We start from the raw sequence: 22,306 nt of genomic DNA, 5'->3' as shown, positions 1-22,306 counted from the left end.
TTTCACATCCCCAGCGACTCACCGCCGTCGACGTACAGGTCGTGCAGCGCCACGTGCGCGGCGTCGGCCGAGAGCAGGAACTGCACGGCCGCGGCGACGTCGTCGGGCGTGCCGACGCGCCCGTCCGGGATCCGTGGGCGCATCGCGGCGAGGTCTCCGGTCGCGAGCGGGATGCCGTGGTGGTCGCCCGCCAAGTCCTGCATCATCGGCGTGGCAGTCGGACCCGGCGCGACCAGGGTGATCCGGACCCCGAGCGGGAGCACCTCCATGCCCAGCACGCGCAGCGCCTGCCGCATCCCGGCCTTGGATGCGCTGTACGCGGCCTGCCGCATGCGCGGCATCCTGGCGGCGATCGACCCGACGGCGCAGATGGCGCCGCCGCCACGGGCGGCCATCGTGCGCGCGTAGGAGCGGGCCACGTCGTAGACGCCCACGAGATTGACGGCCAGGATCCGGTGAAGCTCGTCAGGGGTCACATCCATCGACGGCGACGCGGCGAAGATGCCGGCGGCGATGGCGACCTGACCGGCGCCCGCCGTCGCCTCGACCAGCGCGGCGACCGACCCCGGGTCGCCGATGTCGACCTGCAGCGAGCGGCACGCGTGCCCGTGGGCGGTGAGGTCCGCCGCTAGCGACGCGGCGCCGTCGCCGTTGAGGTCGGCCACGACCAGCTGGCGGCCACGGGCCAGGCGCCGGGCGATGGCCTCGCCGATGCCCTGGGCCGCTCCGACGACGACGGCGAGATCCTCAGCGGGCATCGGCCAGCTCCTCCGGCATCATGTGCAGCGCCCCCTGATGGACCTGCTCGCGGTTGCCGCTCGTCGCGGCGCGATAGGCGGCGTCCAGCAACGACGCCGACGCAGCGCCGACCGCGCCGGGTGCCGGGTCCGCGCAGCCCTCGACCAGCACGCGCACGAACGCGTCGACAGGTGCCTGGAGCTGGTAGACCGCCCGGGTGGGGTCTGGCTCGATGATGGTGCTGTCGCCACCCTCGCGGTGCACGACGGCGGTGCCGCGCAGGATGTCGTGCTCGACCATGCCGGCGGTCCCGTGGTAGCGCAGCAGCTGGCGCGCCGGGACTCCCGGTGGAGTGGTGCCGGTGGAGCCGAGGGTTCCGAGCGCCCCGTTCTCGAGCCGGAACGCTAACGCGTCCACGAGATCGACCCGAAGCTTCCGGTAGCTCATGAACGCGCTCACCTCGACGGCCTGCAGACCTGTGGTCGCCACCATCGTGGTGACCAGATGACTCAGCTGGGTGTGGCCCTGCCCGCCTCCGGACAGGGATGGGTCGGAGTAGGTGGTGCCGTGCGGCACGGTCGGGTCGTGCGCCGAGTCGCCGTCGTCGGTGACGGCGAAGAGGCTGCCGGCGCCGGAGGAGAACTCACCCGCGACGCTCACCAGCTCCCCGATCTGCGTGCGGACCGCGGCGACGACCCGGTGTGCCGTCGGTGCGTGCAGGTAAGGCACCCCCACCGACAGCACCAGGCCGTTCTTGCGGGCGAGGTCGACCAGGCGCCAGGCATCGTCGGCGTCTGTGGTCATCGGCTTCTCCACCAGTGCCGAGACGCCGCTGCTCAGGGTCTGTTCGGCGAGTGCGGCGTGGGTCGTGTGTGGCGTGGCAACGACGACCGCGTCCACGGCCGACTCTTGCAGCAGTGCGGTGAGATCGGTCTCGGTCCGCTCGACGCCGAAGGAGGCAGCGCCCTGCTCGGCGCGGGCGCGGTCGCGGTCGACGACGGCGACGAGGCTGACCGAGGGGTGCGCCGCGAGAGCCGGGAGATGCGCCGTGTGGGCCCACCAGCCCGCGCCGACCATCGCGACCCGTGCTGACCTCACGTCGGCACTCCTTCCCGGCGCAGGCCTCGAACCAGGGCCGCGTCGGGGTTCAGCCGCAGGCCGAAGCCGGGGGCGTCGGACACGTGGATGCGGCCGTCGACGGGCAGCGGCTCGCCGGTCAGGAGGTCGCCGTGCAACGGGCCCGGGGTGTCGCACCGGCCGGTCACGAGCGGGAACTCGGTGAGGAACGCCTCGGGGTAAGCGGCAAGGAAGTGGTAGGAGTAGGCGCCCCCGACGTGCGGCAGCACCCGCTTGCCGTAGCTGCGGGCGACGGCCGCGATCCGCCGAAGCTCGGTCAGTCCGCCGCACCAGGCGGGGTCGGGCTGGAGCACGTCGACGCCGTTCTCGCACAGCAGCCGGAACCCGGCAGCGGTGTACTCGTGCTCGCCCGTGGTGAGCATCATCCGCGGCGGCATTCGCCGCCGGAGCTCGGCGTGGCCCGCATAGTCGTCCGGCGGCAGCGGCTCCTCCAGCCAGCGGAACCCGAGCGGCTCGATCGCCCACGCCAACCGGGTGGCGTAGTCGACGTCCAGAGACATCCAGCAGTCGTAGTAGAGCGGCATATCCGGGCCTGCCGCGGCGCGTGCCTGCTCGGCCCTCTCGACGTTGCGGCGGAACCCGTCCTCACCCTCGACGGGCGCCCACGTCAGCGGAAGCTTCCCGCCTGCGAACCCCAGCCGGGCCATGGCCCCCACGTCGGGACCGGTCGCGTACGCCGGCAGCGACTCGTGCACGGGGCCGCCGAGCAGGCTGTAGACCGGTTCGCCGGTGATCTGCCCATGCAGGTCCCAGACGGCCAGGTCGACCGCCGAGATCGCGTGCAACACCACGCCCTTGCGGCCGTAGAGCAGGGTGCTGTGGAACATGCGGTCCCAGATGCGCTCGTGCGCCGCCGGGTCCTGTCCCTCGACCATGTCCGCCAGGTGCAGCTCGACGATCGCGGCCGCGACCTGGCCGCCGTTGGTGATCCCGACACCGACGTGCCCCGACGCACTCTCGACCTCCACCACGACCGTGCGACCGGAGTCGCGGCCGATCGCCGCTGAACGGCTGTCCCGAAACTCGGGGTAACGGGTCATCGGGTTCGCGACCTTGCTGCGGCGCCAGTCGGCGATCACGTCAGGCAGTTCCGACGGCGCGGTGTCGGGTTGGGTCACTGGTTCGGAGGAGGCCGGCTGGTCCGGACGTACCCACGCTCGGACCTCGGTAACTCTGTGCCGTTCCCGCACGCCATGCTCCCTCTCGCCGTCGAGTGCGCCCGGACGACCACCGGGGCGAACGGAAGTCTTGTACAGAGTTCGCCATCTTGCAAGTGTCTTCATGGATATGAAAGACTCCAGCAGTCGGCCGGGCGGTCCGGGCGTGGTGAGGCGGTGGCGCGATGGTGAAGGCGGCTTCCCTCGACGGCGAGGTGACGTCCGTGAAGTCCGCGCGCCGGCTGATGCTCGTGCTGGAGTACCTAGCGGAGGTCGGCCCTGCGCCCTTCGCCCAGATCGTGCGTGATCTGGACCTGCCCAACTCCTCTGGCCACCAGCTGCTCGCGACCATGGTGGACGGCGGGTTTCTCGAGCACGACGAGCAGGCCCGCTCCTACCGGCTGGGACCGCGGTTGTGGGCGGTAGCCCAGGCGTTCCGCCGCACCGACGACCTCACAGAGCTGGCGCAGCCGTTGATGCGGGCGCTCGTCGACGAGGTGGGCGAGACCACCCAGCTCTCGGTGCTGGAGGGCCGTCACAACGTGTACCTGGCTGTCGTCAACTCCCCGCACCCGATGCGGCTCGCCAGCGCTGTCGGCCGCCGGTTGCCAGCTCACGCGACCGGACTCGGCAAGGTGCTGCTGTCGGGTCTTCCCGACGAGGAGATCGCCCACCGGCTGGACGGAGTCGATCTCGAGCGGTTCACCGAACAGACCCGCACCAGCCTCCTTGAGGTGATGACCGACGTCGACCTGATCCGGGCTCGTGGCTACGGCGAGGACAACGAGGAGTTCGTCATCGGGTGCAAGTGCGTGGCCATGCCGGTACGGGATCCGAGCGGGCAGGTCGTCGCGGCGATGTCGGTCACCGTGCCGACCCCGCGACTGACGGACGCACTGCTCGCGGACATCCACCGTGCCCTGTCCGGCACAGTGGTCGAGCTCGAACGGCGGCTGCCGTGACGGCGTGCTAGGTCAACCAGGGGCGAACTTTGCCCTGCCCATCTATTGAAACCTTTCAACCACCGAGCACTCACCCCCACACTCAATGCCGAGAGGAAGGTCCAACCATGCGAGGAACGACGACAACAACGGGGCGCGCAGTGGGTGCGCTCGCGGCGGCAGGACTGCTGCTGGTCGCTGGATGCAGCGGCGAAGACCCACCCGCAGCCGATGGGTCCGGCGACCTGGACGGAGTGACGATCCAGCTCGCCGGACCCAACCAATGGAACGCCGACCCGCAGTCGTTCGGCCCGTTCTGGGAGGACCTGACGGCGCGTTTTCAAGAGGAGACCGGCGTCGAGGTGCAGACCACGGTGCTGCCGATCAGCGAGTTCTCGCAGACGATCTCCACCCAGCTCGCGGCAGGCACGGCCCCCGCGCTCGTGTTCAACCAGCCGCCGCACGACCCTCAGACGGTCGTCGCTCTTGACGAGTACATGGAGCAGCCCAACCCGTTCGTCGAGGGCAACGAGCGTTGGTACGACGTCTTCGACCACGAGTTCTTTGGATACGACGCCGGCTCGGTGAACGGGCAAGGGAACCTGGAGTGGGTCCCGTTCAACCTCATCGGCCTCGGCATCTTCTACAACGCAGAGATCTTCGCCGAGGTGGGGATCGAGCCGCCGCTGACCACCTATGGGGACTACTTGAGCGCGTGCGACGACCTGCGCGCAGCCGGCTACGACGGGTTCGCGATGGACTCCTCGCTACAGGGTCAGGGCCAGATCACGAACTTCATCTCCAACATGCTGATGAGCCGCTACTTCGACGAGTGGAACGTCTACGCGGGTGACGGCTCCGAGGGCGCCGCGACGACGCAGCTGGCCGCGAAGTCGGAGGCGCGCGCCATGGCGCTCGGCTTGTACTCCGCCGTCGAGACGCCGGAGGTTGCCGAGACGCTGCGGCTGGCCAAGGAGTTCATGGATCGGTGCGCGACCACCAACTGGTCGGGTATTGCGCCAGCCGCGGGTGGGTTCGTGAACACCGCAGACTTCGCGGCGGGGAACGCCGCGATGGCGCTGGGATCCAACCTCGCGGCAGCCGACGGGGTGCTCGACTTCGAGTACGGGACGATGCCGTTCGGGACCGTCACCCAGGAGGACTCGCCGCTGTCCACCGAGTTCGGCGCCCAGTCCGGGCTCGGTGCCGGCGGCACCTCGTACATGATCTCGGCGACCACCGAGGGGCCCGAGCTCGAGGCAGCGATCGCGTTCCTGCAGTTCGCGAGCTCACCCGAGGGCATCCAGCCGTTCCTGGACGCCAGCGGCGGCATTCCGGCGATCGTCGACGCGGAACCCGCTCCCGGGCTCGAGGGCCTGACGGCGGACGAGGACTGGACCTCGCCAATGCTGATGGGCGACTTCGGGACCGTGCCCGCCTCCGCCGCCGGGCAGCCCGTCATCGACGGTTTCCTCATCGGAGACCAGACCCTCGAGGACCAGCTCGCCGAGCTGCAGGCGCTGTGGGACGAGTCGGTCGCCGAGCAGGTCGAGGACAACGGCTGGACCGACGACTGGACGTCCGAGGTCGGCTGACGCCGTCTCGCCCCGCCCCCGACCAACCCGGAGATCCGTCATGCCCACGAGAACCCCCAGCTATCGGCGCGCGAGCTGGGGCGGGAGCAGTCACGAGATCCGCTCCGGCAACACGACGCTGGCGATCTTCGACCGACGGACAGGATGGGGGTGGGGCGAGCTGCTCGACGCCGACGGTGAGCCGTTAGTCGTGCTGGACCACCTCGGCGAGCTCATGGTGCAAGGTCAAGCGGTCCCGATGCGTCTGGAGGCCGGCGCGTGCGTCCCGACCTCCACACGCGACGGCCAGCCCGCCCTGGAGCTCACGGTGGAGTCGGTGACCCTGGCCGACGCGCTGTCCGGATCGTCGTTCGAGCCGTGGGTCGGTGCCGCGCTGCGGGGCCCGGTGCTGCGCGGTACGGTGCGGATCGAGGCGGCTCATCGGACAGGCGGGTTCTGGCTGTCCTGGTCGCTGGAGTCCCAGCTCGACGTGCCCGTCAGCTACCTGCGGCTGCCATGGGTGCGGGTGGGTGCAGGGTCGTTCGGCGCCCAACGTGACGACGTTATTCTCCCCGGCGTCGAGTGGGCCACCGATCGAGAGTGGACCTCGGGCGACGACTGGTTCCGCGACCCCTGGGCGATGCGCGCGACGCCGCCGGTGGACTCCGTCGCCGTCCCGGTGATGGCGGTCTCACACGGTGGCCGGTGGGTGTCGTTGCAGTGGCGCCCGGACGCGGTGGTCACCGGCTGGTTCACCATGCCCCGCCAGCGGGCGCAACCGGTGCTGGCCTCGCCGAACTTCGTGGAGCGCAGCGACTCGAGTCTAATCGGCCTCATGATCCCGGAGGCGAGCACGGGTGGGGACTGGACGGCCGCCGAAACTTACGAGCTGCATCGCGGGCAACGCATCGAGCTGACCGCGGTCCTGCGAACCGGCAACGGATCCGGGCTCGACGCCGTCGTCGACTGGGTGACCGAGCACGGACTTCCAGAGCCGTCGCCACCGCGTTGGCCGCGGAATGAGGCCCTGGACCGCATCGCGCACACCTACGCGACGACGCTGTCCCACGGCCCCGAAGGGTTCGGGCTGGGGCAGACCCCAGGGGACATACGCCCGGTCGCACCGCGGTTCGCACACGAGTACTTGTCGCAGGCTTCGCCGTCCTCGACAGGAGCCACTGCCCTGCGTGCCCGACTCGAGGACCTCGGACTCGGCACAGGCGAGGGGGTCGAACCCGACGAGGAGCTGATCGGCGCCGCGCAGGAGCTCCTCGCGCACCAGCGCGAGGACGGGGGATTCGCCTTCGAACCCGACGGGATGCACCGCAGCAAAGACGACTTCGTCGTGGCCCGCGACCTGGTGGAGCCGATGGGGCAGCCGGGCGACACCGCGCTCGGGCTCACGGCCAAGCCCGCACTGCTGCTTGTGCGCGCGGCCGCGCTCGCGCCCGAGGAGTTCAGCCGCCCTGCGCGTGCCGCGCTCGACGCCGCCCGCCGCTTCACCCGACCGGCCGGCGGGGACTACTGGGAGACCCCGCTGCAGGCACCGAACCTGCTCGCCGCCGGCTACGGCGCGCTGGCGCACACGCTGGCGTGGCAGCTGTGGGGTCGCGAGGAGGACCGGTTCGCTGCTCGTCACTGGCTGCGCAGCCTGCTGGTCTTCACCCACCTGTGGCAGCCGAAGCACCGTCCGATGCTCTACAACACCAAGCCGTGCCTGTGCTCCTCCGACTGGTACTACGCCAACTGGGTCCGCGACCACGTGCAGTGGGAAGTGCTGGAGACATTCGGGCAGGCTCACCAGCTCGGCATCGACCTGGCGGCGGTGGACGTGCAGATCGACTGGCCGCGCTACCACGCGGGAATCACCTGGGCTGCCGTGCGGTGGCTGCTGGACTCCGCCCAGGACGACTGGCGGCCCCACAACCTGCCCGCCACTCTCGCCGCATACCGAGCTGGGCAGTTCGATGGGTGCCTGCCCGACACGCACAACTCGACCACCGGTCTCTACGGTGGCATGGCCATCCCGCCCGACGTCGTCGCCCTTAACCTGCTCGCCTTGCCTCGGGACGAGCTCCGCGACGCGCCCAGCGGAGGATGAACGCCCGGGCGCCGCAGCGCGCCGCCTCCGAGCACCTTCTCCAGCGGCCGCTCCTAGCGGACTCAGGACCTGAACCGGAAGTCCGGTGAGGAAGGCCCCCCGCTCAGGCGCTCGTGCACATCCAGATTAGGGCGGCCAGGTTGGCTGCTGCCGTCGTGGCGGGACCGATCGTCTTGAGCCGGTCGCGGATGCGCCTGCCGACGACGGCGTCTGCTGCCTGGACGACGACCATCGCGCTGGCGACGGCCGTCAGAAACGGCACCGAGCCTACGAAGACGGCAGCGACGGCGACGACTGCCAGTGCCGCACTCCGCGCCGAGGCGTACATAGAGGCCGTGCGATCGGTCTCCGGGGCCGCAACGAGCCCGACGATCGAGTAGCTGAGGCTGACGATGGCGCTGATCGCCGTGACGGCGGCGCAGACCCAGAACGCGAGCGGCATGGGCCGATCGTAGTTGCGACCCTCGGCGCGGACGTCAGGACGCGACGCGGACGTCTTCCCCTGGTCGTGGACAGGCGGGCCCGGCCGGCCGTGGTGACGGTGCTGGCGCTCACGATGATCCGGCGCGGCTCGTTTGGCTGCCCGGAACCCCCCGCCCTTCGAAGGCACCGAGATCCTGTGAACAGCGCAGACCCGGAGTGTTCCCGCCGCCAGGGACGACGTCGATTCGTCGTCTCGATCCACCCGCAGCGGCGGACGCGCGGATCGCGCGGCCATGGGCGTACTAGCTAGGTGGCCGCGTCGGCCCGGGGGTCTTGGGCCCCGTTTCCGCTCGACTCTCGAACGACCAACCTGAACGGGATCTCGAGCTCGCTGGGCCGACCACTGTTGGCGCCGCCGATCTGCGCGATGAGTTGCTCGACGGCGACCTCGGCGATCCGGCGTTTGTCCGGGGAGATCGTCGTCAGACGCGGGGCGGAGTACTGACCTTCCTCGATGTCGTCGAACCCGACGACGGCGAGGTCGTCGGGTAGGCGTAGGCCGCGGTCGCGGGCTGTCCGCATCGCGCCGAGGGCGAGGAAGTCGGTGGCGCAGAAGACAGCATCCGGACGTGCGTGTTCCAGCAGTCGCTGCATCGCATCGGCGCCGTGCGGTCGGTGGTATCCCGGCGTGGTCTCGATCAGACTCTCGTCGTAAGGCATGCCCGCCGCCTCGAGCGCTTCGCGGTAGCCCTGGAGTCGCATGTGGGCCATCCGCGCACGTGTGTGGTGCTGGGCGCCGATGAAAGCCACACGTTCGTAGCCACGCTCGAGGAGGTGCGCGGTCGCAGCTCGGGCCGCTGCCACGTTGTCGATGCCGACGTGGGTCAGTGATCCTCCTCCCGCTAGCTCGCCGAGGAGCACGATCGGCGCCTTTGCACGTCCACGAAGGATCGTCGCCACGTCGGAGAACACCGGGCTGAGGATCGACCCGTCGACGTACTCGGCTGTCTCGCCGTGGATCGCCTGCTCCTCGCGAGCGGGATCGCCGAGCGTCTGGGTGACCAGTACCGCCAGTCCACGGGCCTCGGCCGCAGCAACGACCCAGCGTCCCATCTCGGCGAAGTAGGCGACATCGAGCTCGGGGATGATCAGCTGGATCGTGCCCGTCCGTCCCGTACGCAGGCTCCGGGCGGCGCGGCTCGGGGTGTACCCGAGCTCAGCGATGGCTGCGTTGACCCGCGTGATCACCTCGGGTGTGACGTGCGGGTAGCCGTTGATGACGTTGGAGACCGTCTTGCGCGAGACGCCAGCGACGATCGCGACGTCGAGCTGTGTCACCGGCACACGCGGCCTCCTCATGGTTTGCCTGGGACGTGGAGAGCCCATCGTGCCAGATCGCCGAGTTCTGCCACGCGGCAGATCAGTGAATCAACCCTTTGCCACGTGGCCTGCCACGTGGTAGAACCCCACCAAGCATTCGGGTTACCAGGATCGGATCGAAGGAGATCAGCATGAGCAGCAGGACCCGAGCAACGCTCGCCACGGCCACGGTGTGCACCGTCCTTCTCGCGGCTGCCTGCAGTTCGGGCGGCGGCGAAGAGTCGGACCCGAACACGCTGCGGGTAGCGATCTGGGGCGTGAACACCGACATCGCCTCGATCGAGGAGGCCGCCGCCGGGTACCAGGAGGCGAACCCCGACATCACCATCGAGTTCGAGGTCGGCGACTGCGGCCCGGACTATGCCGCATGCCGCCAGCTCATCGCCGGCGGCAACATGGCCGACGTGCTGGTCACCGGCAGCTGGAACTACTTCGACATGGTCTCGGACGGTGTGCTGACCGACCTCACGCCCTACCTGGAGGAGAACGGCGTCGACCCTGCAGACTTCACGCCCACCGTGATCGAGGCACTTGAGACGTCGGACGGCGCGTTGCACGGCCTACCGATGGGCTACAACAGCCAGTCGCTGTTCTACAACACGGACATGTTCGAGGCTGCCGGGCTGGAGGAGCCCGCTGCCGATGGGTCCTACACCTACGAGGACCTGAGGGACTGGGCGGCCAAGCTGACGCTGGACGAGAACGGCAACAACGCCCAGGACCCGGAGTTCGATCCGGATAACATCGCGCAGTGGGGCTACTACAACCGGATCGCGCTGGCGAACGAGCCGGGCTACGGTCCGGTGATGGCCGCCTGGGGTGGCGGGGTGCTCTCCGGCGAGCAGCGGAACGAGTGCACGATCGACACACCTGAGAGCATCGATGCGCTGCAGTACCTGCAGGACCTCATGTGGGTGGACCACTCCGCCATCACTCCGCAGCTGGAGCAGGAGGAGCCCGGTTACCTGCGGTGGGTGAACGGGCAGGTGGCGATGCAGCAGGGCTCCTACGAGCAGGTCTCGATCGTCGAGGAGCAGAACCCCGACCTGAACTACAACATCGCCGCGCTGCCGGCGGGGCCGGCGGGCAACGCGACGCTGCTGCAGATCCACGTCTGGGCGGCGTACAGCGGGTCCGAGAAGCAAGACCTGGCCGCGGACTTCGTGACCTACATGTCGACCGAGGGCTCAGGGCAGCAGATGGGCCTGATCCCCGCCTACCAGGACCGTGCGTTGGGCGAGGACTTCGCCGAGGCTGAGGGTGCGCCGAGCAACGTGGTGGCCGCGCAGATCGAGCCCGCGTCCTGGCCGCTCACCTACGTCAACGTCGACCCGTCGAACGTCTGGGCGGGAATCTCGGGCCAAGACGGGTTCGGCCCAGCGATGGAGGACCTGATCTCCGACCGAGCCACGGCAGAGGCGGCCTTCGGCGGGCTGTGCGAGAGCACCATCAACCCGATCATCGAGGCATCGGGCCAGTGAGCGCGACCGCTCGCCCCGGCGGCGGCGCCACCCTGCCGGGGCACCAGCCCCGGCAGGGCGGTCGCCGGGACCGGCGCCGCGGCAGCGCCCGACGGCGGCGTGAGGCCCGCGTCGCCTACCTCTTCGTCGCGCCCGTAGTTCTCGGCCTGCTGCTGTTCACCGCGGTCCCGCTCGCGGTGTCCTTCGGCTACTCGTTCACGCACTGGGATCTCGTGGCCCCGGCACCGACGTTCGTCGGCTGGGACAACTGGATCGCCTTGACCGAGGACCCGCGCATCGGCAAGGTCATCTGGAACACGGTGCGGTTCATCCTGGTCGGCACCACCAGCTTCCTGCTCTTCTCACTGCTGGCAGCCCTGCTCACCCACACACCACGCCGGTTCGTCGGCGCCTACCGGGCTGCGCTGTTCTTGCCCTATGTGCTCTCGCAGATCGCCGTCGGCATCGTATGGCGGTGGATGTTCAACTCCCAGACCGGACCCGTCACCCTCGCTGTCGAGCTCTTCGGCCTCGACAGCCCCGACTGGCTGCTGGACCCCGCCACCGCGATGATCTCGATCGCGATGGTCACCACCTGGCAAGGCATCGGCTACGGGATGACCCTCTACATCGCTGGCCTCAACGGCGTCCCGGAGTCGCTGCTGGAAGCGGCGAAGATCGACGGCGCCGGCGCCGTGCGCAGGTTCTTCAGCATCGTGCTGCCGCTGATCTCACCGACGGCGTTCTTCCTGGTCGTCACGTCCCTCATCGGCGCCCTGCAGCTGTTCGACCCGGTGGTCGCGATGACCTCCTCTAGCTCGGCTGTCGCCGCGGCCGGCGGCCCCGACAACTCCACACGCACGATCGTCCTCTACATGTACAACCAGATGTTCAACTACAACGAACAGATCTCAGGTCTGGGCTACGCCGCCACGATCGCGTGGATGCTCGCCCTGCTGACGTTCCTCGTCACCGCCGTCCAGTTCCTGCTCGGCCGGCGGTTCGTCCACTACGAGGGAGCCGAACCCGCGCGCGCCGGTAGGCGGCGGCGCACCCGGAAGGCGGCCCAACCATGAGCGCACTCACCTCCGCGCAAGCCCCGACCCGAGCACATCCCGACGCCCCGATCCGCAGGATGTCCGGTGCTCGGCGGCGCGCCCAGACCCGCAGCGTGGGCTACCACGCCGTCACGATCGTCATCGTGCTGGCCTACATCTTCCCGGTCGTGTGGGCGGCATCGATGTCGCTGCGCACCGACGAGAACATGTTCGCCGCGGACCAGCTCCTCCCCCACCCGATCACGTTCGAGCACTACCAGAACCTGTTCGCGATCCTGCCGGACTTGCTGCGCTACTTCGCCAACACCGCGGTGATCGTCGTGTTCGGCACCGCCGGCACCCTGTTCTCCAGCGCGCTCGCGGGATATGCGCTGGCACGATTCCGGTTCCCCGGACGAGGTGCGCTTCTCTCGGTCCTGCTGCTCACCCTGATGGTGCCGGGGCAGGTCACCCTGATCCCGCAGTACGTCGTCTTTCGCCAGCTCGACTGGATCAACACTCCCCTGCCGATCATCGTGCCCCTGCTCTTCGGCTCCGCGATCGCCACCTTCTTTTTCCGGCAGTTCTATCTGACCCTGCCGCGCGAGCTCGAGGACGCCGCGGCCGTCGACGGGGCCGGCGCGTTCCGCACGTTCTTCGCCGTCATCACCCCGCTCTCGGGTCCGGCGTTCCTGGCGGTGGGGCTGCTCACGTTCGTGCAGCTGTGGAACAGCTTCTACGTCCAGTCGATCTACCTCTCCGATCAAGACAGCTGGGTCGTGACCCAGGCGCTGCAGTCGCTCGTCGGGCGGTACAACAGCCAGTACGGCGAGATCATGGCTGGTGTCACGCTCGTGTCCTTCCCGATCATCGTGATCTACCTGATCTTCCAACGCTGGATCATCCGCGGCATCGTCACCAGCGGCCTCGCGAACTGACCCGCCCAGCAACCGAAAGGCTCGAACACTTCATGAAGCCCGTCCGCAGGACCGCGCGCGTCACCACAGACTTCACCACCCTGGCCGACTACCCCATCTCCCACGACAAGATCGCCCTGTTCAACTCCGGGCTCGTCACGCTGCTGGCTTACCAACGCGACCGGGGTTACTTCGTGCGCGCCGGAGCCGAGCACCTGCGCATCGATCTGGGATGGGGTGCCGAGTGGATGCCCTGGCAGGAAGAGGTCGTCACGATCGACGACGACGGCGCCCCCTCCTTCGCCTTCGAGGAGACCGACGCCATCGCCCGGTTCCTGACGGAGGTGGGGGTGCGGCCGCACTGGTCCTACTCCTATGTCCCCCAGGCCGCCCGGCCGGCTGGCGGCGACTGGCGCACGATGGCCGAGGGCGACCAGATCTGGGTGGACACCGTTGCTTCCTATGTCGCCGGAGCCCGCGAGCGGGGCGTCGAGATCGGGTACCACGAGATCTACAACGAACCCGATCTACGCGACGAGCGGACCCAGGAACCCGTCTTCTACGCCGGCGACCTGCAGGACTACCTCGACCTCTACCGCCGCGCGTCCCGAGCGATCCGGGCTGCCGACCCGGACGCCCGCATCGGCGGACCAGCACTGGCCTCCGTCAACGCCAACAGCCACTGGCTCCGGGCGTTCTTGAAGGTCGTCACCACCGAATCGCTGCCGCTGGACTTCCTGTCCTTCCACCACTACGGCACCTACGGTATCGGACCTGTGCTGCGCACCGTCCGCGACATCGTGTCCGAGTTCCCGCAGCTGTCCCAGCTCGAGATCCAGCTCAACGAGTACAACTCCTTCACCATCGACTACCCCCGAGGCGGCCTGCAGGACACGTTCCTGCTCGCCTCTGCCTTCGCCGCCGATGTCGAGAGATTTCTCGCCACCCCGTGGCTCACGAGCGTCAGCTGGGCACAGTTCCTCGACAGCGGCAACGACAACTACTCCGGCATGGTCACCGACACCGGCCACGCCAAACCGCTGTTCCGCGCCTACGAGCACATCCAGACCATGCCCATCGACCGCCGTCGTGTCGAGATCTCCGGTCCCGAGGGCATCGGAGCGCTCGCCTCCAGCGACGGCACACGCCGCAGTCTTCTCGTCTGGAACCGGTCGATCACCGACGTCGAGCTCGACCTCGACCTCGGGCACGCCACCGAGCGCGCCAACGTCACCCTCATCGACTCACGGAACGACGACGCCTGGCACCCGCTCACCGAACTGGGCACCTTCCGCCTCGAGCGCGGAGCGGTCGTCCTCGTCGAGGGCGGCACTCCCCCGTCACCCCGCACCGAGCCCCGCCGACGCGTCGTGCTGCGACCCCGCTACGACATCGCCGACCGCAGCAGCACGGCCTGGACCCACATCGACGAGGAAACGGCCACGATTCGCTTCGGCACCGCCGGCGAGCACGCCGCCACGCTCCGGGTCGGGATGGACCTGCCCGCCGACCACGCCGGTCAGGTAGAGGCAGTGGTGACCTACGCAGATGGCACGCCGGCTCCTGGCACGGTGAGCATCGACGAGACCACGTTCGACGGCGTCCCTACGATCTGGGCCACACTCACCGACGCGCCCGCGAACGTCTTCGCGCGGGTTGACTTGACGTAGGCGCGCGGCGCTTCACAATCGAGGGCGCCGGAGGGTCAAAGCCACGGATCTCCACGCGCGCCGGGCGATGTCGGTGCAGAGCTTGCGGAATCCGAGGGCGCGCTCGCTAGAAGGAGTCAGCGACTACCGAGCTCCAGCGCCGTCGACCCGGCGCGGGATGTCCACCGGCCCGTCGCGGAGCTCCTCAGGCAGCACGTCGGCGGGCGACCGATCCGCCTGCCGACGGTCGGGTCGGTGTTGTGCCACACCTGCCCCAGGCTCCCGACGGCGGAGCCCGCCTCCGCGCGAACCGCACCGACGCCGTCGATCGCCTCGGTCAGACCCCGCACGGTCGGAACCTCGAAAACAGGTAGAACAGGACACCGTCGCGAAGCACCACGACAGCCGGGCGGACACCAGCCAGCCACACCCGCCCACAGAACGGCAGCCTCGGCATCGACCGTAAGGATCCCCACGGCGGGCCCGGTCCACGTGCTAGTCATCGACTTCCTCCGGGGGTGGTCATGCGAGTGTCAGCCAGCGAACTCATGGAGGGGCAGGCCCTCGACACCCGCATCGGCCACGGCGAACAGCGCCCCAGCTCCGGGTTCTGCGGAGGTCTCGATGCCGTAGCGCGAGGTCGTGATGACCAGGCGGCGGCCGTCGCCGGCGAATGCGACCGCCGTGACTTGGCGGGCTGGGACTTCGATCACCTCCGAGAGCGATCCGTCGGGGGCGTAGCGTTCCACGAGACCGTGGCCGAACCTCGCGACCCAGATTCCACCTTCGGCGTCGGCAGCGATGCCGTCTGGGGATTCGACCTGGACCCAGGGCCGTCGCGCGTGCAGCCCGTCGCTGGGCGACCAGTCGAACAGATCTAAGCGGTCCAGCACGGTGTCCGCGAAGTAGGCCCGCGCACCGTCGGGTGACCACACGATGCCGTTGGAGATGGTGGTGGACGCGATCGCCTCGGTGATCGTGGCATCTGGGGGGATTCGAACGACCTGGCCCATGCGGGGTGTGGCGTCATCGGCCATCGACCCCAGGTACAGGGTCCCGTCGGGGGCGCACCCACCTTCGTTGCTTCGCACCCCGGCTCGTTCCCCCCACAACCGGGCGACCTGGCGGACTGGTGCATGCAGCTCGTCTGAGTCCGCGAGCAGTAGATGGTGTCGAGTGGCCAGCAGCCAGCCACTGCCGCCGCGTGCCCTGTGAAGGGCCGCCACGTCGCTGTCGAATCGTCTGCGGTGCACCTGACCGTCGTCGGTGAGCTCGAGCAGCGAACCGTCGAGCATGTCGACCCATCTCACGCCTGCCCACCGTGGTGACCAGGCGGGACCCTCCCCGTGGACGGTGACGACATCGGTGAGTTGTTCAGCTCGCATCGGGGGTTGCCCTTTCCTGACAGTGCACTGTCCGTCGTCAGATGTCGGCGACGGAGCCGTCGTGACGGAACGCCTGGGTGGGGACCTTGATCTGCCTGGCTGGCACTGCCTTGATCGCATCGACGTCCAGATCTATCCCGAGTCCGGGGCGGTCCGGGACCAGCAGCCGGTCGGGCTGCAGCTGCCACGGTTCGATGCAGATCTCGCTGCGTCGGGGCTCGTCGGGACACAGCTCGAGAATGACGCGGTTGGGTACCGCCATCGCCACGTGTGCGGACGCGGCGGTCGAGACCGGACCGCCGGGGTTGTGCGGCGCCAGGGCGACACCAAAGGTGTCGGCCATCGCGGCGATCTTCATGACCTCAGTGATGCCACCGGCGTGACACAGGTCGGGTTGTGCGACATCGATCAGACCCTGCTGCAGGACCGGCCGGAACTCCGAGCGAGAGAACAGGCGTTCACCGAGCGCCACCGAGATCCCCAGGCCGCGTGCCTCACGGGCCCAGGGGCCGAGCAGGTCGGTGCGCTCAGGTGGGGTGGGCTCTTCGATCCAGCGTGGTCGGAACGGTGCGGCCACGTGGAGCATCCGGATCGCCTCGTCGAGCTCCGCGCGGCCGTGGTGGTCGAGCAGGATCTCGATCTCCTCGCCGACAGCCTCCCGCAGAGCCGTGAGGCGTTCTTGCGCCTTGCGGAGCCGGTCACGCTCGGGCAGCGCGCTGTCGAGCACCCAGGCACCGGTCTTAATCGTGCGCACCCCCTGGGAGACCAGTGCTTGCCCCTGCTGCGCCAGCGAGTCGGGTGTGTAGATGCCCACGTGCCGGTAGGTCGGCACCCAGTCCCGGGTCGGCCCGCCCAGTAACGTGTAGACCGGTACCCCAAGCACCTTGCCGCGGATGTCCCACAGCGCTTGATCGATCGCGGCCACGGCGGAGCCGAGCACCACTCCCCCGCGCCAGAATCCGTGGCGGGTGGCACGCTGCCATACCTGCTCGGTCGCCATCGCGTCCATGCCGACCAACCGAGCGCCCAGCTCGCGGATCGCGGTGGCAACCGTCGCCTCCCACAGCTCAGTCGAGGCTTCGCCCCAACCATGGATGCCGCCCTCAGTCTCAACCCGGGCGAACACCCAGTTGCGGGCGCCACCAAACGTCGTGAACGTCTCCACGCGGGCGATCCGCGTGGACCTACCGGCAGTCAACGAGCACCTTCAGCACATCGTCGCTGGGATCGGCCAGCGCGCCGAAGCCGGCGGTGACGACGTCGGCAAGTGGCACCCGGTGGGTCACCAGGTCTTCCACGGGCACCGCACCGGAGGCGATCAGCGCAAGCGCCGGTCGGGAGTCGACATCCCACAGATGAGCTGCGGAGCCGACGAGGTGCTTCTCGGAGAGCACGAGCGCGGTGGTACCGATGGTGTCCGCCTCGGACTTGATCCCGAGGGCGACGACGGTACCGCCCGGGCGGGTGAGCGCCAGTGCCTGCGTCAATGCCCCACCGGCGCCGCTGCACTCGATGACCGCGTCGCAGACCGCTCCCAGCCCGGCGGCCTCCGCCGGTGGCACCGCGGTCGCGGCACCGTGGGCCAGGGCCCGGTCGCGCCGCGACTGCCGTGGGTCGACGACGACCGTGACCTGTGCCCCGAGCGCGAGCGCGGTGCGGGCCACCAGCTGGCCGACGGTGCCGCCCCCCACCACGCCGATGCGGGCCCCGATCAGGTCGGGTACCTTGCGCAGCGCCCGGACCGCGACCGACGCCGGCTCGACCAGCGCGGCGTCGGCTGCGGGTGTCCCTTCCGGAACCGTCAGGCACGTCGAGGCTCGCGCGACCATCCTCTGCGCCAGGCCGCCGTCCTGCGTCTGACCGCGCACGGCAAGGTTGGGGCACAGCCCTTCCTCGTGTCGCAGGCACCACCAGCAGTCACCGCAACCGATCACGACGTCCGGGACCACCAGGGTTCCCACGGCGGGACCGGAGCCATCGGCCGCCGCCTGCCGAACGGTCCCGACGATCTCGTGCCCCAGCACGATCGGAGCCCGGGTGCCGCGCAGCGGGTGAGGGTCGATCGGGATCGTGATCGGACCCTCGCGATACTCCTCCAGATCGGTGCCGCAAATGCCGCACCAGAGCACGTCGAGAATCAGCTCGTCCCGGGCCGGTTCAGGATCCGGGACCTCCTCGACACGGACGTCTTGGCGGCCGTGCCAGCGTGCAGCGCGCACCTTGACTCCTCTGGTCCGGTCAATCAGCCCTGGCGCGGTGACGCCAGTGCCTCCTGTGCGTAGACGTCCAGGTCGTTCAGGGCGCGCAGCGTCGGTGCGGAGATCCAACGCGGATCGGCAGCTGGCACCTCGGTGCGCACCGTGAAGGTGTGCTCCTCGCCCGGGAACAGGTCCACGAGCTGGGAGTCCACGACCGAGCTCGGGTCCACCACGTCGCTCAGCAGCGTGAGGTGGCGCAGGTAAGACCGGGCACGGACGCGCACGGCCACCCCCTCGGGAATGTCGCGCACGTCCACGTCGAAGGCGGCTGCAGGGAATGCGACGTTGAGATCCTCGGCGTAGAACGACAGCGTGCGCATACCTGCCCACTCCGCCACGAGCACCTCCCCAGCAGTCTGGTCCGGCACGGCAAGTGCGTCCGGTACCGGATGGGCCAGCTGGCTGCCGCCAGGCACGTCGGCGGTCAGGGATGCCTCGGCCAGGACGTTGCCTCCCAGATCACGCCGTGTGAGCCGCAGCGGCCCACCCACCGGTGCGACGCCGTCGTTCAGGAGGACCGCCTGCAGGCCCTCGCCATCGGGCTGCACCGTCACGAGCTGCTCGGCATAAACACGGCGTAGCGCGTACCAGAGCAGCTTGCGGCGGCCGTCGCCGTCCACGGCAGCCCAGGACGTCACCGGCCAGCAGTCGTTGAGCTGCCAGACGATCGCGCCCATGCAGCGTGGGCGCAGCGAGCGGAAGTACTCGATCCCGAAGGTCACGGCCTGCGCTTGGTTGAGCTGCATGAGGTAGTGCCAGTCCTGCATCGACGTGGCTGCAGGCAAGTGGGGCGCTGCGCCTGTCTTGAGTCTTTCGTTGCCCTCGAACGCCTTCTGGTGGTGCAGCATCCCCGGCGAGTCCGGCGTCAGCGGCTGGTCGGAGATGGCGCGGTCGATCGTCGCCCAGTTCGGTGGGCCTTGGTAGCCGAACTCGGACACGAACCGCGGTCTCGATTCGCGGTAGGTGGTGTAGTCCTGCCGGTTCCAGACCTCCCACGAGTGGTGGTTGCCGTGGTCCGGATCATTCGGGTGGCGATCCGGTGTCCCCGAGTACGGCGAGCCGGACCAGTACGGCCGGCTCGGGTCGAGCTCGGCAACCACGGCGGGCAGCAGCTCGGAGTAGAAACCCCAACCCCAGTCGCGGCCGTCGAACTTGTCCTGCCAGCCCCAGTCCCAGTAGCCCCAGATGTTCTCGTTGTTGCCGTTCCACAGCACCAGGCTGGGGTGCGGCATCAGCCGCACCACGTTCTCGCGCGCCTCGGCCTCGACCTCGGAGCCGATCGGCTCCCCCTCCGGGTAGGCCGAGCATGCGAACAGGAAGTCCTGCCAGACGAGCACGCCGAGCTCGTCGCACACGTCGTAGAACTCGTCCTTCTCGTAGATTCCGCCGCCCCAGATACGGAGCAGGTTCATATTCGCGTCGACGGCCTGGGTGATGCGTTCGCGATAGCGAGCCTCGTCCACGCGGGAGACGAAGCAGTCGTCCGGGATCCAGTTGGCACCACGAACGAACAACGGGGTGTCGTTGACGGCGAGCACGAACGAGGTTCCTGCCTCGTCCTCCTCTGTCGTGAGCGTCACGGTGCGGAAGCCGATGCGGCGGTTCCACTGGTCCAGGACCGAACCGGCCCCGTCGATCAGGTCGACCGCCAGGTCATACAGCGCCTGGTCGCCGTGGCCACGTGGCCACCACAGCTCGGCGTCCGGTACCGAGAGGTCGGCGACGGCGTGGCTGGCGCCGGCGGGCACATCGACCCTCCGTCGCTGCCCGGCCAGGGTGACCTCCACCGTGAGCAGGCCGTCCTGGCCGGGGGCGCGCTGGATGTCGATCTCGACGCGGGACTGGCCGGTGGTGCCGTCCACGCGCACGATCGGGCGAACTCGCGCCAGCCGTGCGGTCGTCCACGCTTCGAGCCGGACGTCCTTCCAGATGCCGGCGGTGACGACGGTCGGTCCCCAGTCCCAGCCGAAGTTGCATGCCATCTTGCGCACGTACTGGGAGGGCTCGGGGTAGACGTTGGGTCGCTCCCCCAGCTCGGCACGAACAGCGTCGGTGTACTCCCGCACTGCTGTAAACGTCACGGTCAGCTCGTTAGCGCCAGCACGCAGCAGCGAGGTCACGTCGAAGCGGTAGCCACGGTGCATGTTCGCCGTCCGCGCCACCTCGGTGTCATTGAGGGTGACGACGGCGACCGTGTCCAGGCCGTCGAACGCCAGCTCGTACTGGGTGCCGGGCTGTGGGTCGGCGTCGAACGTGGTGCGGTAACGCCAGGTGGAGTTGCCCACCCAGTGTTGGGTGGTCTCGTTCAGGTCCAGGTAGGGGTCGGCCAGCAGCCCAGCGGCCATGAGGTCGGTGTGCACGCTGCCGGGAACGGTGGCCGGCACTACCGACTCGCCCAGGTCGGGGGCGCCGTCGGGCAGCTGAGCGGCGGAGAGCGACCAGCCGTCATGAATGTCGATGGTGTGCATCATCAGGTTTCTCCTCCGGTCAGTGCACGTTGACGGCGTCGAGGCCGGGGTGTGCGGCTTCGCCGCGCAAACCCTCGATCACGAGCCCGTCGACGTTGATGGCCTCGACGGCGTGGCTGAAGTTCTCTGGCCGGGACGCCCAGACGACCTCGCAGTTGCGTAGCGTGACGTCGGTCGCGCTGTCGACGTGGATGCCCGACGTGTTGTGGGCGTAGATGGCCTCGCCGGTGGTGAAGGGGCGCCGGTCGTACTGGCCGCCGGGCCAGCTGGACCACCGGTCGAGCTCGATCCGGACGTCTTCGAGCAGGACCCCGGTCACGTGCTCGGCCGTCAGTCCGTTGATGTAGGCGCCGTTCTCCGAGCGGGCGAAGATGTTGCGGAAGCGGACGTTGCGGATCTTGCCGACCTTGTCGTGCCACGGCTGGGCGCTGACATAGATGGGTTCACCACGACCCCACCAGCTGTCGTGGAAGATCCGGGTCTCGACGACGCAGTCGGAGAACAGGATGTTCTCGAAGTTGCCCTCCTGGCCGAGGTTGACCGACAGGCCACGGTGGGAGGAACGGATGACACAGTTCGAGACCACGACGTTGCGGATGTCCGCGACGGCGTCGACGCCGACGACGACGGCGCTGGAGGTGGTCTGCAGCGTGCAGTTGGTGATCACCACGTCCTCAGTGGGCCCGTGCTCCGGGAACTCCTCGCACGTCTTCAACGAGATGGCGTCGTCGCCGCAGGAGATCTCGCAGTCGCTGATCCGCACACGCCGGCACCGGTCGATGTCGATGCCATCCGCGTTCGGATACTTCAGATCGGCGTCGATCGTGATGCCGGTGATCAGCACGTCCTCGCAGCCGGTCATGCGCACGCACCACAGACCGGCGTCCACCAGCCGCACGTCGCGCATCGTGACACGGGTGCAGCCGATGAGGAAGACCGTGAAGGGGCGCTGGTTCGGACACCGGTAGATATAACCGAGGTCCTCCTCGATGAAGTGCCTTCCGGCGCCGTCGATGGTGCCTGCGCCGGTGATCGCGATGTCGCGTGCGTCGTTCGCGGTGATCAGGATCAGCGTCGCGTCGCTGTCCTGGCGCATCACGCCGGAGGACAACGCGCTGACGTGGAAGCGAGCGGTGTAGTCCGCGGGGTCGTCGCTGCCTGCGAGCACGGCGCCGCGTTCGACATGCAGCTCGACGAACGAGCGCAGCTCGATCGATCCGGTGAGGAAGGTGGCGCCCGCCGGCACCACGACGGTGCCGCCGCCCGCCGCGTGACAGGCGTCGATGGTCGCCTGGATCGCCGCGGTGTCCTTGGTGACGCCGTCGCCGACCGCGCCGTAGTTACGGATGTCGTAGGAAGACACGTGGTCCCCTTCCAGTGGTTGTTGGGTGGTGATTGGGATCCGAGGGACGGGTCCCGCGGATCAGCTCTCGATTTGGATGAGCGCATCCCTCCACACGGCGGGACGGCAGCACTAGGAGATTTAGACGGAGACGAGCGCGATGGCGCGCGCGCTGAGCACGCCATACTCTGTGCTCGCTTGCGGAACCGATGGTGGCAGCGTGACCCCGATGCTCCACATCGGAGCAGGATCAGTGGTTGGCGCTTCGGATCTGGGAACCCTTCGAACCCGACACCCGGTCACCACGCCGACCCACCTCCTCGCCCGCATCCGGCACAT

General features: G+C 68.9%; 18 protein-coding genes. 7 read left to right on the top strand and 11 right to left on the bottom strand.

Annotation, left to right across the window (positions count from 1 at the left end):
• Positions 1-2: 2 nt before the first annotated feature.
• From GPA03_RS01575 to rhmD, 3 genes are read right to left on the bottom strand one after another with little or no spacing between them, the layout of a single operon-like run.
• Positions 3-758, bottom strand: coding sequence for an SDR family NAD(P)-dependent oxidoreductase (locus GPA03_RS01575; RefSeq protein ID WP_156250249.1), 756 nt, complete (start codon positions 756-758; stop codon positions 3-5).
• Entirely contained in the window at positions 748-1,836 is a 1,089-nt protein-coding gene (locus GPA03_RS01570) for a Gfo/Idh/MocA family protein (RefSeq protein WP_156250248.1), read from the bottom strand. Before GPA03_RS01570 ends, GPA03_RS01575 begins: the two co-directional genes overlap by 11 nt.
• The gene (gene rhmD / locus GPA03_RS01565) at positions 1,833-2,993 is read right to left on the bottom strand and encodes an L-rhamnonate dehydratase (RefSeq protein WP_162458221.1); all 1,161 of its coding nucleotides are present in this window, start codon (positions 2,991-2,993) and stop codon (positions 1,833-1,835) included. Before rhmD ends, GPA03_RS01570 begins: the two co-directional genes overlap by 4 nt.
• A gap of 224 nt (positions 2,994-3,217) precedes the next feature.
• Here rhmD and GPA03_RS01560 point away from each other — a divergent pair, with 224 nt between their 5' ends.
• The 3 genes from GPA03_RS01560 (at position 3,218) to GPA03_RS01550 (ending at position 7,648) form a co-directional block, all read left to right on the top strand.
• Complete coding sequence (locus GPA03_RS01560; protein ID WP_156250246.1) at positions 3,218-3,994, top strand: IclR family transcriptional regulator; 777 nt, start codon at positions 3,218-3,220, stop codon at positions 3,992-3,994.
• A gap of 107 nt (positions 3,995-4,101) precedes the next feature.
• The gene (locus tag GPA03_RS01555) at positions 4,102-5,568 is read left to right on the top strand and encodes an ABC transporter substrate-binding protein (RefSeq protein ID WP_156250245.1); all 1,467 of its coding nucleotides are present in this window, start codon (positions 4,102-4,104) and stop codon (positions 5,566-5,568) included.
• A 40-nt stretch (positions 5,569-5,608) separates the two neighbouring features.
• Entirely contained in the window at positions 5,609-7,648 is a 2,040-nt protein-coding gene (locus GPA03_RS01550; RefSeq protein ID WP_156250244.1) for a hypothetical protein, read from the top strand.
• Positions 7,649-7,751: 103 nt separating this feature from the next.
• Here GPA03_RS01550 and GPA03_RS01545 read toward each other — a convergent pair whose 3' ends face one another.
• Together GPA03_RS01545 and GPA03_RS01540 are read right to left on the bottom strand one after the other, a co-directional pair.
• Positions 7,752-8,090, bottom strand: a complete 339-nt coding sequence (locus GPA03_RS01545; RefSeq protein WP_241681030.1) for a hypothetical protein — start codon at positions 8,088-8,090, stop codon at positions 7,752-7,754.
• Between the two features lie 287 nt (positions 8,091-8,377).
• A complete protein-coding gene (locus GPA03_RS01540) occupies positions 8,378-9,415 on the bottom strand; it encodes a LacI family DNA-binding transcriptional regulator (RefSeq protein ID WP_156250243.1) in 1,038 nt (345 codons plus the stop codon).
• 167 nt (positions 9,416-9,582) lie between these two features.
• Here GPA03_RS01540 and GPA03_RS01535 point away from each other — a divergent pair, with 167 nt between their 5' ends.
• Genes GPA03_RS01535 through GPA03_RS01520 form a run of 4 tightly spaced genes read left to right on the top strand, consistent with a single transcriptional unit; the run spans position 9,583 to position 14,535 of the window.
• Positions 9,583-10,932, top strand: a complete 1,350-nt coding sequence (locus GPA03_RS01535) for an ABC transporter substrate-binding protein (protein WP_156250242.1) — start codon at positions 9,583-9,585, stop codon at positions 10,930-10,932.
• Positions 10,929-11,987, top strand: coding sequence for a carbohydrate ABC transporter permease (locus GPA03_RS01530; protein ID WP_162458220.1), 1,059 nt, complete (start codon positions 10,929-10,931; stop codon positions 11,985-11,987). The genes GPA03_RS01535 and GPA03_RS01530 overlap by 4 nt, the downstream gene beginning before the upstream one ends.
• On the top strand, positions 11,984-12,886 hold the full coding sequence (locus tag GPA03_RS01525) for a carbohydrate ABC transporter permease (RefSeq protein WP_156250240.1): 903 nt from the start codon (positions 11,984-11,986) through the stop codon (positions 12,884-12,886). Before GPA03_RS01530 ends, GPA03_RS01525 begins: the two co-directional genes overlap by 4 nt.
• A gap of 32 nt (positions 12,887-12,918) precedes the next feature.
• Positions 12,919-14,535: a GH39 family glycosyl hydrolase gene (locus tag GPA03_RS01520; RefSeq protein WP_156250239.1), complete on the top strand. Its 1,617-nt coding sequence runs from the start codon at positions 12,919-12,921 to the stop codon at positions 14,533-14,535.
• Positions 14,536-14,651: 116 nt separating this feature from the next.
• On the opposite strand, the gene GPA03_RS01515 is transcribed toward GPA03_RS01520, so the two are convergent.
• The 6 genes from GPA03_RS01515 to GPA03_RS01490 all read right to left on the bottom strand — a co-directional run bounded on the left by GPA03_RS01515 (position 14,652) and on the right by GPA03_RS01490 (position 21,988).
• Positions 14,652-14,864 carry a hypothetical protein gene (locus GPA03_RS01515; RefSeq protein WP_156250238.1) on the bottom strand — a complete coding sequence of 71 codons (213 nt, stop codon included), beginning with the start codon at positions 14,862-14,864 and terminating at the stop codon, positions 14,652-14,654.
• Between the two features lie 183 nt (positions 14,865-15,047).
• Positions 15,048-15,899 carry an SMP-30/gluconolactonase/LRE family protein gene (locus tag GPA03_RS01510; protein ID WP_156250237.1) on the bottom strand — a complete coding sequence of 284 codons (852 nt, stop codon included), beginning with the start codon at positions 15,897-15,899 and terminating at the stop codon, positions 15,048-15,050.
• Between the two features lie 37 nt (positions 15,900-15,936).
• Positions 15,937-17,097, bottom strand: a complete 1,161-nt coding sequence (dgoD, locus tag GPA03_RS01505; RefSeq protein WP_156250236.1) for a galactonate dehydratase — start codon at positions 17,095-17,097, stop codon at positions 15,937-15,939.
• On the bottom strand, positions 17,084-18,118 hold the full coding sequence (locus tag GPA03_RS01500; RefSeq protein ID WP_162458219.1) for an alcohol dehydrogenase catalytic domain-containing protein: 1,035 nt from the start codon (positions 18,116-18,118) through the stop codon (positions 17,084-17,086). The genes dgoD and GPA03_RS01500 overlap by 14 nt, the downstream gene beginning before the upstream one ends.
• A gap of 23 nt (positions 18,119-18,141) precedes the next feature.
• The gene (locus tag GPA03_RS01495; protein WP_206673426.1) at positions 18,142-20,628 is read right to left on the bottom strand and encodes a glycosyl hydrolase 2 galactose-binding domain-containing protein; all 2,487 of its coding nucleotides are present in this window, start codon (positions 20,626-20,628) and stop codon (positions 18,142-18,144) included.
• 16 nt (positions 20,629-20,644) lie between these two features.
• Positions 20,645-21,988 (bottom strand): glycoside hydrolase family 28 protein, encoded by a 1,344-nt coding sequence (locus GPA03_RS01490; protein WP_162458218.1) that lies wholly within the window; start codon positions 21,986-21,988, stop codon positions 20,645-20,647.
• Positions 21,989-22,306: the final 318 nt, after the last annotated feature.

This window comes from Pseudactinotalea terrae, assembly GCF_009733845.1.
In the GTDB taxonomy this organism is placed as follows: domain Bacteria; phylum Actinomycetota; class Actinomycetes; order Actinomycetales; family Beutenbergiaceae; genus Pseudactinotalea; species Pseudactinotalea terrae.
The sequence above is the reverse complement of the archived record's forward strand: the minus strand, read 5'-3'. Positions and strand labels throughout refer to the sequence as shown.